The organism is Pseudomonas sp. 1L-B-1-E-C1, assembly GCF_057291835.1.
Map to the genome: position 1 here is coordinate 156,038 of NZ_JBXAWN010000001.1, position 13,536 is coordinate 169,573.

The 13,536-nt window shown below is 60.4% G+C and carries 16 protein-coding genes; 8 read left to right on the top strand and 8 right to left on the bottom strand.

Annotation, left to right across the window (positions count from 1 at the left end; all coding sequences use genetic code 11):
* The first annotated feature begins 18 nt into the window (after positions 1 to 18).
* Positions 19 to 1,032, top strand: a complete 1,014-nt coding sequence (locus tag AC0Z4S_RS00560; protein ID WP_485621628.1) for a LacI family DNA-binding transcriptional regulator — start codon at positions 19 to 21, stop codon at positions 1,030 to 1,032.
* Positions 1,033 to 1,037: 5 nt separating this feature from the next.
* On the opposite strand, the gene AC0Z4S_RS00565 is transcribed toward AC0Z4S_RS00560, so the two are convergent.
* Positions 1,038 to 3,419 carry a DUF3772 domain-containing protein gene (locus AC0Z4S_RS00565; protein ID WP_485621629.1) on the bottom strand — a complete coding sequence of 794 codons (2,382 nt, stop codon included), beginning with the start codon at positions 3,417 to 3,419 and terminating at the stop codon, positions 1,038 to 1,040.
* Between the two features lie 165 nt (positions 3,420 to 3,584).
* Between AC0Z4S_RS00565 and AC0Z4S_RS00570 the strand changes: the two genes are divergently transcribed.
* The 5 genes from AC0Z4S_RS00570 to AC0Z4S_RS00590 all read left to right on the top strand — a co-directional run bounded on the left by AC0Z4S_RS00570 (position 3,585) and on the right by AC0Z4S_RS00590 (position 5,563).
* Positions 3,585 to 4,094: a CinA family protein gene (locus tag AC0Z4S_RS00570; protein WP_485621630.1), complete on the top strand. Its 510-nt coding sequence runs from the start codon at positions 3,585 to 3,587 to the stop codon at positions 4,092 to 4,094.
* A complete protein-coding gene (locus tag AC0Z4S_RS00575) occupies positions 4,091 to 4,609 on the top strand; it encodes a hypothetical protein (RefSeq protein ID WP_485621631.1) in 519 nt (172 codons plus the stop codon). Before AC0Z4S_RS00570 ends, AC0Z4S_RS00575 begins: the two co-directional genes overlap by 4 nt.
* Positions 4,610 to 4,616: 7 nt before the next feature.
* Positions 4,617 to 5,072 (top strand): DUF421 domain-containing protein, encoded by a 456-nt coding sequence (locus tag AC0Z4S_RS00580; RefSeq protein ID WP_227974252.1) that lies wholly within the window; start codon positions 4,617 to 4,619, stop codon positions 5,070 to 5,072.
* Between the two features lie 86 nt (positions 5,073 to 5,158).
* Positions 5,159 to 5,386, top strand: coding sequence for a PLD nuclease N-terminal domain-containing protein (locus AC0Z4S_RS00585; protein WP_042609610.1), 228 nt, complete (start codon positions 5,159 to 5,161; stop codon positions 5,384 to 5,386).
* Between the two features lie 39 nt (positions 5,387 to 5,425).
* On the top strand, positions 5,426 to 5,563 hold the full coding sequence (locus AC0Z4S_RS00590; protein ID WP_485621632.1) for a hypothetical protein: 138 nt from the start codon (positions 5,426 to 5,428) through the stop codon (positions 5,561 to 5,563).
* A gap of 185 nt (positions 5,564 to 5,748) precedes the next feature.
* On the opposite strand, the gene AC0Z4S_RS00595 is transcribed toward AC0Z4S_RS00590, so the two are convergent.
* Both AC0Z4S_RS00595 and AC0Z4S_RS00600 read right to left on the bottom strand, forming a co-directional pair.
* Positions 5,749 to 6,645: an EamA family transporter gene (locus AC0Z4S_RS00595; RefSeq protein WP_485621633.1), complete on the bottom strand. Its 897-nt coding sequence runs from the start codon at positions 6,643 to 6,645 to the stop codon at positions 5,749 to 5,751.
* Positions 6,646 to 6,886: 241 nt separating this feature from the next.
* Entirely contained in the window at positions 6,887 to 8,143 is a 1,257-nt protein-coding gene (locus AC0Z4S_RS00600) for an MFS transporter (protein WP_485621634.1), read from the bottom strand.
* A 145-nt stretch (positions 8,144 to 8,288) separates the two neighbouring features.
* Here AC0Z4S_RS00600 and AC0Z4S_RS00605 point away from each other — a divergent pair, with 145 nt between their 5' ends.
* Positions 8,289 to 8,744 carry a winged helix-turn-helix transcriptional regulator gene (locus AC0Z4S_RS00605; RefSeq protein WP_485621635.1) on the top strand — a complete coding sequence of 152 codons (456 nt, stop codon included), beginning with the start codon at positions 8,289 to 8,291 and terminating at the stop codon, positions 8,742 to 8,744.
* 138 nt (positions 8,745 to 8,882) lie between these two features.
* Here the strand turns inward: AC0Z4S_RS00605 and AC0Z4S_RS00610 are convergent, their stop codons facing one another.
* On the bottom strand, positions 8,883 to 9,242 hold the full coding sequence (locus tag AC0Z4S_RS00610) for a DUF6124 family protein (RefSeq protein WP_253500892.1): 360 nt from the start codon (positions 9,240 to 9,242) through the stop codon (positions 8,883 to 8,885).
* 461 nt (positions 9,243 to 9,703) lie between these two features.
* On the opposite strand from AC0Z4S_RS00610, the gene AC0Z4S_RS00615 reads away from it, so the two are divergent.
* Positions 9,704 to 10,420 (top strand): class I SAM-dependent methyltransferase, encoded by a 717-nt coding sequence (locus AC0Z4S_RS00615; protein WP_485621636.1) that lies wholly within the window; start codon positions 9,704 to 9,706, stop codon positions 10,418 to 10,420.
* A gap of 14 nt (positions 10,421 to 10,434) precedes the next feature.
* On the opposite strand, the gene AC0Z4S_RS00620 is transcribed toward AC0Z4S_RS00615, so the two are convergent.
* The 4 genes from AC0Z4S_RS00620 to AC0Z4S_RS00635 all read right to left on the bottom strand — a co-directional run bounded on the left by AC0Z4S_RS00620 (position 10,435) and on the right by AC0Z4S_RS00635 (position 13,331).
* A complete protein-coding gene (locus tag AC0Z4S_RS00620; protein WP_253500894.1) occupies positions 10,435 to 10,683 on the bottom strand; it encodes a DUF6555 family protein in 249 nt (82 codons plus the stop codon).
* Between the two features lie 84 nt (positions 10,684 to 10,767).
* Positions 10,768 to 11,010, bottom strand: coding sequence for a hypothetical protein (locus AC0Z4S_RS00625; protein ID WP_429459370.1), 243 nt, complete (start codon positions 11,008 to 11,010; stop codon positions 10,768 to 10,770).
* 144 nt (positions 11,011 to 11,154) lie between these two features.
* Positions 11,155 to 12,087: an MBL fold metallo-hydrolase gene (locus AC0Z4S_RS00630; RefSeq protein WP_485621637.1), complete on the bottom strand. Its 933-nt coding sequence runs from the start codon at positions 12,085 to 12,087 to the stop codon at positions 11,155 to 11,157.
* Positions 12,088 to 12,128: 41 nt separating this feature from the next.
* Positions 12,129 to 13,331 carry an NAD(P)/FAD-dependent oxidoreductase gene (locus AC0Z4S_RS00635; protein ID WP_485621638.1) on the bottom strand — a complete coding sequence of 401 codons (1,203 nt, stop codon included), beginning with the start codon at positions 13,329 to 13,331 and terminating at the stop codon, positions 12,129 to 12,131.
* Positions 13,332 to 13,536 lie beyond the last annotated feature (205 nt).

A 13,536-nucleotide genomic window follows, 5' to 3' on the forward strand; every position in this document is an offset into this window, starting at 1 on the left:
ATGAACAACGAGGTGGTTTTGTCCAATATTCGCGAAGTGGCTCGGCTGGCCGGCGTTTCCGTGGCGACAGTGTCTCGTACGTTGAAATCGCCCGAGCGCGTCCTCGCGCCAACCCGTGAGCGCGTCATGGCCGCCGTGGAGCAGGCCGGCTATCGGCCGAATCTGATGGCCGTGCAGTTCCGCTCGCGGCGCACCGGCAATCTGGTGATTCTGGTGCCCACCATCGCCAACACCTTTTTCGCCCGGGTCATCAGCGGCGCGCAGCAAGCGGCGCAGGCGGCCGGTTATCGCTTGCTGCTCTGCGACACTCAGGGCCGGGAAGAACTGGAGCGGCAATTCGCCGAGCTGGTCTACGCCCATCAAGCCGACGGCGTGATCCAGTTGCGCGCCTACGACCCGTTCGAAAACGCCCCGGCCGACGCTGATTTGCCGCCGATCGTTAACGCCTGCGAAGTGATCAAGGCCGGGCGTTATCCGACCATCAGCCTGGACAATGTCGCAGCCGCCAAAGCCATGACCGAACACCTGATTGCATTGGGACACCGACGCATCGGCCTGATCAAAGGCTCGAAGAACAGCCCGCTGACCCGGGATCGCCTGGCTGGCTACGAAGCGGCATTGCGCGAAGCCGATGTCGCCTTCGACGAGGCGCTGATCTGCCATGGCAACTTCACCCTCGAGGCCGGTTTCGCAGGCGCGGAAAAAATGCTCGCAATGGCTGAGCGACCCACGGCGCTGTTCTGTGAAAACGATGAAATGGCCATCGGTGCGCTCAAGCGCATCCGCCAAGCGGGGTTGCGTGTGCCTGAGGACATTTCCCTGGTGGGCTTCGACGACATTCCAATGGCTGCCTACTGCGATCCGCCTCTGACCACTATTTCGCAACCGGCCGAATCCTTCGGTGAGAAAGCCGTCGAGATGCTAATCGCCCTGATCGAAAAACAGCCGCTGTCAGAAAAACACGTGACTCTGCCGTTCGAGCTGACGCCACGCAGCAGCACGGCCAGCGTTGGCAATTCGGGCGAGGGGTAACCGAATCACGCCGCCGGCGGCTTCGCCAGCGCAATGCCCGCGGCGCTCAAGCGCTTGAGCACTTCGAACAACAGATCACTTTTGGTCAGCCCGACGATCCTCGGACTGCCGACGTAACCGGTGACCGTGAGCGTTATCCCATCCGGCGACAACTTGCTGAAGCGCACGAACGGCGCCGGTTTATCGAGGATGGTTTCATTTTCGTGATAAGCGTCGAGCAGCAGCTGTTTGACCTCCTCAGGATCGATATCCAGTGGAAACATCAGCTCCAGCGACGCCACGCCCTGAGCACTGCCGCCGAGGGTGACATTGCGCAGGTTCTGCGAGATCAACTGCGAGTTGGGCACGATCACGATCGAGCGGTCGCTGAGCTGGATTTCCGTGGCGCGCACGTTGATCCGGCGGATGTCGCCCTCCACGCCACTGATGCTGATCAGGTCGCCGACCTTGACCGGGCGTTCGGTGAGCAGAATCAGGCCGGAGACGAAGTTCTTGACGATCTCTTGCAGGCCAAAGCCAATGCCCACCGACAGTGCACTGACGATCCACGCCAGATTGGTCCACTGCACGCCGAGCGACGACAGCGTCAGCAGAATCACAAAGGCGTAGCCGATATTGGAAAACAGCGTGCTCAGCGACGCGCACATCCCGGGGTCCATGTCCGTCTTCGGCAGGAACTCGTTGTCGAGCCAGCGGCTCAGTGCGCGGATCAGCCAGATGCCGATTATCAGCGCCAGCAGCGCATTGAGCAGATGCCCGGGGACGATGTTCAGCTTGCGCAAACCGGCGCCGCCGAGGATCGACATGATGTTGGTGAGCAACTGGCCAAGCGTGGTGCCGATGCCGCCGACAAACAATGCAATCAGCGCCATCAGCATCAGTCCCGCGCGACTGAAACCGGACAGCAGAATCGAAATCTGATCGAGGCGCCGATCGCTGATGCCGAGCAGTTGCTTGAGCGCCTTGCCGCTCGCGTGTTTCGGCGAAAACAGGTGTTCGCAGGCGTCCTTGACCAACTGAATCAGCAGGTAGAAGCCCGACAGCACGATGTAGCTCCACACCAGTTCATAACTGATGAACCGCGCCAGCGACACGTAACCGGCAAGCAGTGCAAGGGCCGTCACAAACATCGAGACACTGGCGACGCTGTAAATCAGCCCGGCGAACACGCTGTTTGCCGCCGAAGCGTCATTGGCCGCGACCAGCACCTTGCGCACTTTGCTGACGCGCAACAGCAGGGTGCCGATGATCGCCAGTACCACCATGGAAATCACACCGCGTCCGGCCATAACGATGTGGCTGCTCATGCCCGTGGCATTACCGACCTGCACCAGCGTCACCAGCACCAGCAAAGCGCAGGAGAGAATGCGCGGATAGGGCTTGAGTGCCAGCGCCACCGGATCTGCGATCGCCGGCAGGCGCCATGACGGATGTTCGGTCGATAACAAAGCGCGGCTGAGCCCGGTGATCAGCACGCAGGCATATACGACTTTTTCGAACTCTTCGGAAAAGGTTTCCAGCACAGGCGGCAGGGCTTCGTGGCGCGTGCAAGCGTAAAACAGCAACTTCAAGGCGATGGCGGTGGTGATGAAGGTCGCCATGGCCGATGCGAAGGCCAATGCACTGCGGCGCAAGCGACCCTCCGCCACGCGGTGAATGCAGAACCAGGTCAGCCCGCGCTCGGCCAGACGTCGGCCGAAGGTCCAGACCAGCAGTGCCAACAGCACCAGCACGCAGGTATAAAAACGCTCACCCGGCGCCCAGACCGTGGTCCAGACGTCACCCACCTGCTCGATGAAAAGTCGCAGGCGCTGGCGGTCGTCCTCGCTTGGATTGACGAGAGGCGCCCAGAAATGTGGGCTCAGCACGCTGCGGGTGCTCAGGGTCAGTTCGCTTTCCAGCAGTGTGCGGCGGATGCCGGCAATCTGCGTGATCAGATCGGCGGCGTTCTGTTTCAGTGCCGCGAGACTTTTCAGGGTGCCATCGACCTTGCTTTTCTGCTCCGCCAGCGCGGCCCGCTGCGCGACGATATCGGCTTGCTCGGCGGCCACCTCGGCGTCTGGCGCGGTGCCCAGAACGCCCAGTTGCACCGCCAGTTGCGCCTGTTGCGGCAACAGCGCAGCCGACAACCGATCGACATCGAGAATGAACGCCTGGACCCGATCCTGCGGGCCTTCGAGCTGGTTGTAATTGTTCGCCGCCGAAATCTGCTGCTTGAGACCGTCGAGCCGTTGTTGCAAGGCTTGCAGATCACTTTGCGAAATCACCGGCAGCGGTGCTGCGCCTGTGCTTGCTGGCGCGGGAAGGTCTGCTGCCGACAGCGCCGAGCTGCCCGGTATCAGCAGCAGGAACAGGACCAGAAACAATGACTTGAATGAACAGCGCATGGGGGCGGCGGGCTCGAATGGATCACACAGTCTATGAGGGTAGGTGATCGCGCCGAATGGGGCGGAAAACTTTCTCGGGAAGGGGGTTTTACGTGCCCAGCGAATTCAGCGGAATGTTCGGCGCAGCGAGCGGTCAACCGGCAATAAAAACGTCGAGAGCACGCCATGTCCATTGCCAACGATACGATTGAATACCTGCGCCAGCACTCGCTGATGATCACCACCGCCGAGTCCTGTACGGCCGGGGAAATCGTCATGCTGCTGTCGGAGGTGCCCGGCAGCGGCGAACTGATCGAATGCGGCTACGTGGTCTATTCACCGCAGGCCAAGCAGCGCTTGCTGCACGTCAGCCCGGCGACCATGGAAACGTTCAACCTGACCAGTGTTGAAGTCGCCAGTGAAATGGCCATCGGTGCGCTGCGCGACAGCACCGCCAACGTTGCGGTCGCCACCACCGGCATTCTCGGCCCCGACGATATGGATGGCATCAAGGCGGGGACGGTGTGTTTCGCCTGGGCATTTCAGTTCGATGACCGGCATTTTCTGTTCAGTACCCGACAATGGTTTCCCGGATCGCGCTGCGAAGTGCAGACCCGCGCCTCGGAATTCGCCTTGCAGCAATTACCTGATTTCCACCGTCGCGCCTTGCGCGGAGAAGGAGGGAGGCGCCAATGAAGGAAGATACTGATCATCCCGATCTGCACAGTCGGCAGTTCCCGGTGCAGGAGGACATGGCCTATCAATTGAAGGTCTGGCGCTTTGAGCACATCGGTTGGTGTCTGTTGGTGGTGTGCATGCTGCTGGGCCTGTTGGGGCTGTTTTCCCGTGGTGTGCTCAGTTCGCAGGACGCCCGCAGCGACGATGGCAAAGTCCAGGTCGAATACGAAATGTTCCACCGCAACGGCTCCACCAACCCGTTGAAACTCAGCGTGCACGCGGCGCCTGAAGCGACCGTAGAAGTGGACATCGGCGGCGAGCTGCTCGATGGCTTCAGCATCGAAACGATGCAGCCGGCGCCTGTACGCATGCGTAGTTCCGCGCAGGGCATGCGCCTGTGGCTGCAAACCGACGCGCAGGGCCAGGCCACGCTTTATCTGACCCTGCGCGGCGACGGGCTGGGCCTGTTTCGCAGTCATATCAAGGCGGCAGGCTCGAACGACGTGCCGCTTACTCAATTCATTTTTCCGTAGGTGAACCATGGACTCGGTCTTGCGCGCGCTCGCGATGTATCTGGCACTGATGGTGCTGTTCAAAATAGCGGGTCGGCGTTCGCTGGCCGAGCTGACAACGTTCGATTTCGTGCTGCTGATGATCATTGGCGAAGCCACTCAGCAAGCCTTGCTGGGCGATGATTTCTCCCTGACCAATGCGTTTCTGGTGATCATCACCCTGATCGCCATCGACGTTGGGTTTTCCTTGCTCAAGCAGCGTTCCAGCTGGATCTCGCGCTTGATCGATGGCGAGCCGACGATCATCGTCGAGAACGGCAAGCTGTTGCACCGGCGACTGCGCCATGCGCGGTTGGTCGAGGCCGATGTCATGGAGGCGGCGCGCTCCAGTCAGGGTATTGAAACCATCGAACAGATCAAATTCGCGATCATCGAGCGCAACGGCAAGATTTCCGTGATCCGTCAGGATCCGGAAGGCGGCTGAGCCTTTGGCGCCATGCGCTCGCAATTTTTTTGAACGCTCAAAAGGCCCCGCAGCCCAATGCTTACCAGTCATTGGAGGATCGCGAAATGAACGAGGCAGCGAGTTATTTTTCCATCGCCGTGGCGGTGATCATTCTGCTGGTTGACCTGTGGGCGATCGTCAGCGTGTTTCGCAGCAACAAAAGCGTCGGCGTCAAAGCCGCTTGGGCGATCGGCTTGATCGTGTTCCCGGTGCTCGGCCTGATCGTGTGGGGCATCGCCGGCCCGCGCGGCATCAAGGAAGGTCCTTCGTCGCCGGAGCACAGCAAGGGCTGATATTTGATGCAAACTGACCACTGCTTTAAGGAGATCGTCATGAAACAAATCTGTGTATGCCTTGGCTTCTGCTCAATGTTTCTGTTGCACGGCTGCTTCGATTCCAACAAAGCCACCAGCAAGGACGAAGACAACAGCAAGGCATCCGTGCAAATGGAGCAGAAGAAGGCGGATTAGCCCGAGTAACTTCTCGCGGCCATAGGCGCACGACACACTCAAACCCGGTGGGAGCGAGCTTGCTCGCGAAGGCAGTCCATGGTGGACCGCCTCCTTACCCGCCGGTGTCAGGCCCCTACGGTTTCGATGGGGGCCTGCCCTCTTGCGAAGCGGGCTTCCCAGGCCCATATCGATTCCCAGTCGACTCATGGTGAAGTGCGCGCAGGGCGCGCGAACATGGCATTGAAAGTGCGCTGGCCATAGAGACCCACTGCCAGACCGATCACGATCAGTACCACCGCCAGCATTTTGTTCAGCGGCACGCTTTCGTTGAACACCACGACCGAGCCAAGCATGCCGAAAATCGGCACCAGCAACGACAGCGGAGCGACTGTCGACACCGGATAGGTCTTGAGCAACGAGTTCCAGATCCAGTACGCGAACAAGGTATTGGGGTAGACCTGGAACAGGATCGACAAGAGCGCCGTGGTATCGATCTGATTGACCAGTGTGGTGTAACCGACGCTACCGTTGACGGCGTAATCGAGCGCAAACAGCGGAATCGGTGCGAAAGCGCTCGACCAGACCAGAAAACCGAAGACATCACGGGTGCTGGCTTTCTTGTTGATGATGTTGGCAACGCTCCACGACGCCGCACCCACCAGGACCAGCAATACCCCGCAAAGGCTTACCGATCCGTCGCTGATGCTGATGATGCACAGCAGGCCGGCCAGCGCGATCAACATTCCCAGAACCTGAAAACGGGTCAGGGCTTCCTTGAACACCCAGCCACCGAGCAGGATGGTGAAGAACGCGCTGAACTGCAGCACCAGCGAAGCGATGCCCGCAGACAGACCGGCCTCGATGCCCAGGTTGACCACGCCCCACAGTCCGATGCCGAACACCAGGCCGTAGCCGATGATGTAGCGCCACGGGACATCGGGTTTGCGAATGAAAAAGATCGCTGGCAAGGCGCACAAGCTGAAGCGGATACCCGCCAGAATGAACGGATCTACCGTCGCCAGCCCCAGTTTTATCACCGAGAAATTCACACCCCAGATCGCCGTTATCAATACAGCCAACACTACGTGCATTGGTTTCATGGTTATTTGCCTTGTGGAGAAATGGATTGGCTCACGCTACGGAAGTCAGGTTGCCGGCGAGGCTCACCCGGTCGGACAACGCGCATGGAACTCATGCGGAGAGTCAGACTTTTGCGACGGAATGGTGAGTGTGTGCAACGCCATACTTGCCTCGATTCCCTATTGAAGTTTGTGTGGCAGGCACACAGTTGCACGCTGCGTATCACTACGCACTCGAGCAGTTTGTTTGTCTGACGGTGAGTTATCTGGTGATCAGTTGAAGATATAACCAATAGAGCAGGACGACGACGCTGATGCCTGCGCCCAACAGGCACACGGCAACCCAGCCGAAGTGCGCGTAGGTATAAGTAGCCGCGATCGCACCCAGGCCGCTGCCCACCGAGTAGAAACACATGTAGGCACCGACGAGGCGGCTCTGGGCGTCGGGTCGTGCGGTAAGGATCAGGCTCTGGTTGGTCACATGCACCGCCTGCACGGCGAAATCCAGCAGGACGACCCCCACGACCATCGCCAGCAGCGAGCTTTCGACGAACGCGGTGGGTAACCAGGACAGCGTCAACAGCGCCAGCGCCACGCCCGTGGTGCGATTACCCAGTCCTTGATCCGCCAGGCGTCCCGCCCTGGACGCCGCCAGTGCTCCCGCTACGCCGGCCAGGCCGAACAGCCCGATCTGCGTATGCGCAAGTGACAGGGGCGGAGCGCTCAGCGGCAAGACCATTGACGTCCACAACACGCTGAAAGCGGCGAAGATCAGCAGCGCGAAAGTGCCTCTGACACGCAGTGTGCGCTCAGTCAGATACAGCTCGAACACCGACCCCAGCAGTCTCCAGTAGCTGCCTTGCGCGGGCGGCTTGGTCGAGGCGGGCATGGTTCGAAACAGCACCAGGGCCATCGCCACCATCAACGCTGCCGAGACGAAATAAACGCCGCGCCAGCCCGCCAGATCGGCAACGGCTCCGGAAACGAAGCGAGCCAGCAGGATACCCAGCACGACACCACTGGTGACGGTGCCAACGGCTTCGCCGCGTTGCTCGGGGCTGGCCAAAGTAGCAGCGTAGGCGACCACCACTTGCACGACGACGGCCATCAATCCGACCAGGACCATCGCGCCGAGCAGCATGCCCCAATCCTGAGCCAGGCCAACGGCGGACAGCGCCACGGCTGAAAGCAACAGCTGTGTAAGGATAAGTTTCTTGCGGTTCAGCAGGTCGCCGAGGGGCACGATGAACAGCAAACCGATCGCATAACCGGCCTGAGTGGCGGTGACGACAATGCCGATCGTGCCGGGTGATACAGAAAGGCTGGCGGCCATGGACTCCAGCAAAGGCTGGGCGAAGTAGACGTTTGCTACCGCCATGGCGCAGGTAATTGCGAAGAGAAAAGTCTGGTAGCGGCTTAAAGTCGAAGGCGCTGTACCTCGAGACGTCCGGGCGTAGCCACCGGCCGCTTTGTCGCCCTCGACGTCCATTTTTACCGGGGCATGAGGCTTGTACGGCATCATTCCATCCTTGGATTGTGGTTTCGAATCGAAACCGATGCGTTGATTTTTAGCAAATCAGGTTGTTAAATACAACCACATTTCAAAAACATTTTCGTCTGACGTTGGATCATTCTATTCATCAGACCTGGAGCCTTGGAGAGACATGGCCAGACAGCAACTACTGGCACAGAGCGAATGCCCCGTGGCCCGTACACTCGAGGCAATCGGCGATCGCTGGGTTCTGATGATCATTCGTGACGCGTTTGATGATGTTCGTCGCTTCAGTGAGTTTCAGAAGCGTCTTGGCCTGGCCAAGAACATCCTGACGGTCAAACTGAAAATGCTTGTCGAGCTGGGTGTGCTGGAAATTCAGCCGGCGTCGGACGGCAGTGCCTACAAGGAGTACGTGCTCACCGACATGGGCCGCGCGGTGTTTCCCATCGTCGTCAGCCTGCGCCAGTGGGGCGAGCGTTTCCTGTTTGCGGAAGGGGAGGAGCATTCGGTGTTGCTCGACAACGAGCAAGCCGAGCCCGTCGAGACCATCACCGTGCGCTCCAGGGCCGGCGTGGTGCTGACCCCGGCCGATTGTCACCGAAAGGTGGTCACGCGCAGGCGCTGAAGCGGCGCACAGCCGTCAACCTGTTCATGTGTCCATCGCGAGCAGGCACGCTCCCACTATGGAACGCGGTCAAACTGTGGGAGCGAGCCTGCTCGCGAAGAGGCCGGCTTGAACAGCGATTAACTCAGCCGGCCGGCATTACCCCGCCAATTCCAGATTATCCAGCACCCGATTCACCGCCAGCTCACTGAGCATGATCAGCTGTGCAATTCCCATCAACGTCCGGCGCTGCGACGGTTTCACCAGCCCGGCGAATTCCTGGGCGATGGTTTTCGCCGAGGCGAGAGTTTCGCAGGCGTTGGCCAGCAGATCTTCGTTTTTGGTATCGGCGGTGACGGCGTACATGGCGCGGGGGCTTTGCGGCGGCGGGGTGGAGCCGGGCGGGCAGAGGTAATGGTCGAGGGCGCGGTCGGCGGCTTCGTGGAGTTTTTTTGAATCGAGGGATTCGTAGGGGGAGGTGGGGTCTGTTTCAGGTGGATTCGGTGTGGGTTTGAACATGATCTTCTTTTTCCTGTCTGGAAGCGGCCACTCCGAGCTACTAAACAGGGGGTGGCAGCTGTACGCAGGTTAGTAGACCGGGGAAAAGAAGAAAGCCGGCGCGCCCGAAAGCGCCCTACGCACAGCCGCCATCAAGTGCAGGCCTGAAAAAGCCTGTGTGATGAACACCGGTGCAACCTTCTTTTGCCACGGGCTACTAAACCCGATCACTGGAAATCAGTGACGCGAACCAAGTTACCGATGGCCCTCCAGACGCACAAGCCGGCGGATTCTGGCGTAGTCGTAGGTAGCGGCGCAAGACGTTGTAGTCTTGCGCCGGTAACACGGCGTGTCTTTTAAACAGCAGCGCCGAACCATTTAAACAACTGCACATTCCCCAGCGGAATGTCCCCTATGAAATCATTGGATTTTTCTTCTCCGCTCCCACGGCGTAGCGTGCCGTGAAGACAAGGAGCATCGCCATGACCCAACCTGCCACTGATTCCACCGCCAAATTCGACACCTCTCGCGCCAACGAATACGCCCGACAAAGCCGCATTGCCCTGGCGGGTTACGATGCCTGCCACGACTTGTCCGCCTGCATGCTCGCCGCCAGCCTCGGCCCGTCGCGTTCGGCAAACGTGCTGGTGGTGGGCGCGGGCGGCACGGCGCAGGAAATCATCGCCATGGCCGCGCTGGAGCCGCAGTGGAACTTCACAGCGCTCGATCCTTCCGAGCCGATGCTGGAGGCTGCAACCGAGCATCTGCGCGCCAATGATTTATTGCACAGAACTCAGATACATCTGGGCCACGTCGAGGACTTGCCAGCGCAAGCGTCATTTGACGCCGCCACGCTGACCGGCGTGCTCCACCATTTGGGCGGCGACGCAGCCAAGCAGCAAATCCTGCACTCCATTCAGGCTCGTCTCAAACCCGGCGCGCCGTTGATCGTGGCCGGCAATCATTACGCTTACACAAGTCAACCGTTGCTGCTGCAAGCCTGGAGCCAGCGCTGGCGACAGCAGGGCGCAACCGCCGACGAGGTGCAGGCGAAACTCGGGAAGATCTTGCAGGGCGCTGACCCGCCGCACTCGGAGGCAGCGGTTCAGGCGTTGCTGCATGACGCCGGATTCGGCGACGCGACCCGGTTTTTCAGCAGTCTGTTCTGGGGCGCATGGCTGACCTGCAAAATCAGTTGAACAATTCGGTTTGCCTAAGCCTCCGTCCAGTTCAGCGCAGCGGTTTCGCGCCACTTCACCTCGGTAATCCCATAGCGCTCGGCCTGGGGTTTGGAAACCACTTTCAACGGTGGCTTGCCGGGTTTCGGAATCGGCGCAATACCGGCGTCACAGCTCGCCCAATGCCAAGCGTCGGCGTTGCGCATACTCTTGGCGCGGATGACGAATGATTTTGGCTGGTCGTGCAGTTTGTATTCGATGACGAAAATATCGGTGTTACGCATGAGTTCCTCCTTACGCTCATACGTAAATGATTTTGTCCGACAAGAAAAATTCAAAGGATTTTCCGGCCAGATGATCAGCGCCACTCAGCGCTCTGGAACGCGGTTCTTCATGAAACCGCGCAGGTTCATCAGGAACAGGCAAAGCTGCAGAACGATCAGCGCGTAAGCCCCGGCGTAGACGCCCCAGATCACCCACAACAAATTGCTCAGACTGAAACAAACGAAACCGCTCATACGCCGTTGCGGTCGCTGCGAACCGATCAGCCAGGCGGCCAGTACGGTGACCAGCATCGCGGGCCATTGCAGCCAATCCAGATATGCCAACATTCCATCCTCTGCATGGATTTGCTTGATGCAGAAATGGTACACAGCAACCGAGGGTGGGTCACCGCCCGCACGGCTGCGCGTTGCAATGACGGTGCAAACAGTTTCGCCCGGCAGGTGCCGGGCGAAGATTTTTCAAGCGCGCAATCAGTAGTCCCAGATCGCCGGAATCCAGCGGAAGGCGTCACCGTTGACCGCGACGCGACCGACCGAAGGGAAGGCCAGGTGCGTGGCGACAAACAACTCGCCGCTGGCGGCAGCTTCCTTGAGCAGACGCACGCGGACATCCACCGATTTGGCCGGATCGTGTTCAAAACCGTTGTGCCAGTCGGGGTGATCGAACGCCACCGGGAACAGCGCATCACCGGCGAAGGTCAGGCGCTCGCCGCCGGAGTTGACGTAGACCACGCAGTGCCCTGGCGTATGCCCGCCGGTGAGTCTGGCGACCACACCGGGAGCGACCTGACATTCGTCTTCGAAAATTTGCAGCTTGCTTTCATAGTGATTGATGAAGGCATTGGCGGTGCTGCGCAGGACGTACGGCACTGGCGCGGGCATGTCTGTGTACGTGAAGTCCGGTGTAGTCCAGAAATTCACTTCGGCGGCGGTAACGTGGATGCGCACGTCTTCGCGCAGACGGCTTTTCACCGCGTCGACCAGCAAACCACCGATGTGGTCCATGTGCATGTGGGTGATGACGATATCGGTGATGTCGGCGAGGTCGACACCAGCAGCGGCCAGGCGCTTGGGAAACTGCCCGGCGCGCGGGAAACCGGGGAATTGCCCGCCGAGCCCGGCGTCGACGAGGATGACTTGTGCGCCGCTGCGCACCACCAGCACATTGAGCGCCCAGTCGAACGCGTCAGGGCCCAGGTACATGTCCTTGAACCACGCGGCGCGGTCGGCGGGATCGGCGTTGGTCGACATGGTCTGGGTCGGCAACGGCAACACGCCGTCGCTGATCACCATCACATCGATGTCGCCCAGGCGCAGGGCGTAGCGCGATGGCACCAGTTCTTCGCTCGGGTCTTGCAGGGTCACGGCACGGTTGGCGGTGAAGGAATCCAGATGCAGGGTCATGGTGTTCTCCTTGTTCTCAGGGCAAAAAGCGGAGGGCGAAATCAGGCTACCGGGATCAACGGGTCGGCGGCCGCTAGGGCGGTGCGACGATCGGCGGCCGGCGGGTAGATCCACACGGTGTTGATTTGCGTCTTGAGCTCTTTGGCTTCGGCCTTGACCAGCTTCAGCTGGCGATCCCAACCCTCGGTGTACACCGCGCCCCAGGCGCCCAGATCCAGGCAAGTCACGTATTTGGGCTGGCGATACATTGTCGGAGCGACGCCGAGCAGATCGGCGGCGGCGTTGTTGCCGGCGTAGCGACCGAGGCTGATCGCGTGCTGGCAGGACATTGCCGCGTAGTTGCCGAGGTCATCAGTGGCGGCGCGAGCGACATCACCGGCGGCGAATACATGATCGATGCCTTGTACTTTGAGGTTGCCGTCGACATGCAGGCGGCCCTGAGCATCGCGTTCGGCGTCGAGCTGTTCAGTGAGCGGGCTGGCGCGGAAACCCACGGTCCAGATGACGGTGTGGCTTTCGATGTGGCGGCCATCGGCGAGCGTGACGCCGTTGGCATCCACAGCGGCAACGCTGGCGTCGACGATCCATTCGATGCCCAGTTCGTTGGACGCTTCGATGATCGATGGGCGAATGCCATCGCCCATGGTTGCGGCAATATCCTTGCTGCGATCGACGATGATCACGCGCAGGTCTTGATCCTCACCGAGAATCGCGCGCAGGCGCGCCGGCATTTCCGTCGCAGTTTCAATCCCGGTGAAACCGCCACCGGCGACCACCACGGTGTTGCGGGCAACGCTGGCCGGTTGGTTGGCCAAAGCCATGAGATGGCGTTCCAGGCGCGCCGAGGATTCGATCTGATCGACGTCGAACGCATGCTCCTTGAGGCCGGGGACCGGAGGCCGGGCAAGCTGGCTGCCACTGGCGAGAATCAGCCGATCGTAAGCCAGCTCACCCGGGCGCCCGGCCTCGTCGCGATAACCGACGCGCCGCGCCGGAGCATCGATGCTTTCAGCAGTACCTTGGACGAAACGCACGCCCACCGCATCGAACAACGCGTCCAGCGGCGCGTACATGCTGTGCACGTCCGGCTCATAAAAGCGCGGACGAATGCGCAATTCAGCTTGCGGGGCGAGCAGTGTGATCTCCACGTCCTGACGGTCATGCATGTCCAGCAAACGCGCGGCGCTCAACGCACTCCACAGCCCGCCGAACCCCGCACCGATCACCAATAATTGCTGTTTCATAATGTGCTCCCTGACGCTGATGGATGGATGAAACCCGAGCCCGGTCCGGACTCTGGCGTGACGATCACTGGCCGCCGCAACTGCTTGCCGTACTGCCTGGCGCTCAATCGTTCGCTGTCGAGAGTCATGCTAGGGCGCGCAGGCTGCGGGCGCAGTTGTCCATCGGTGTGCGGGGGGGATGCATGGGTGGAAGGGGGGTATACGA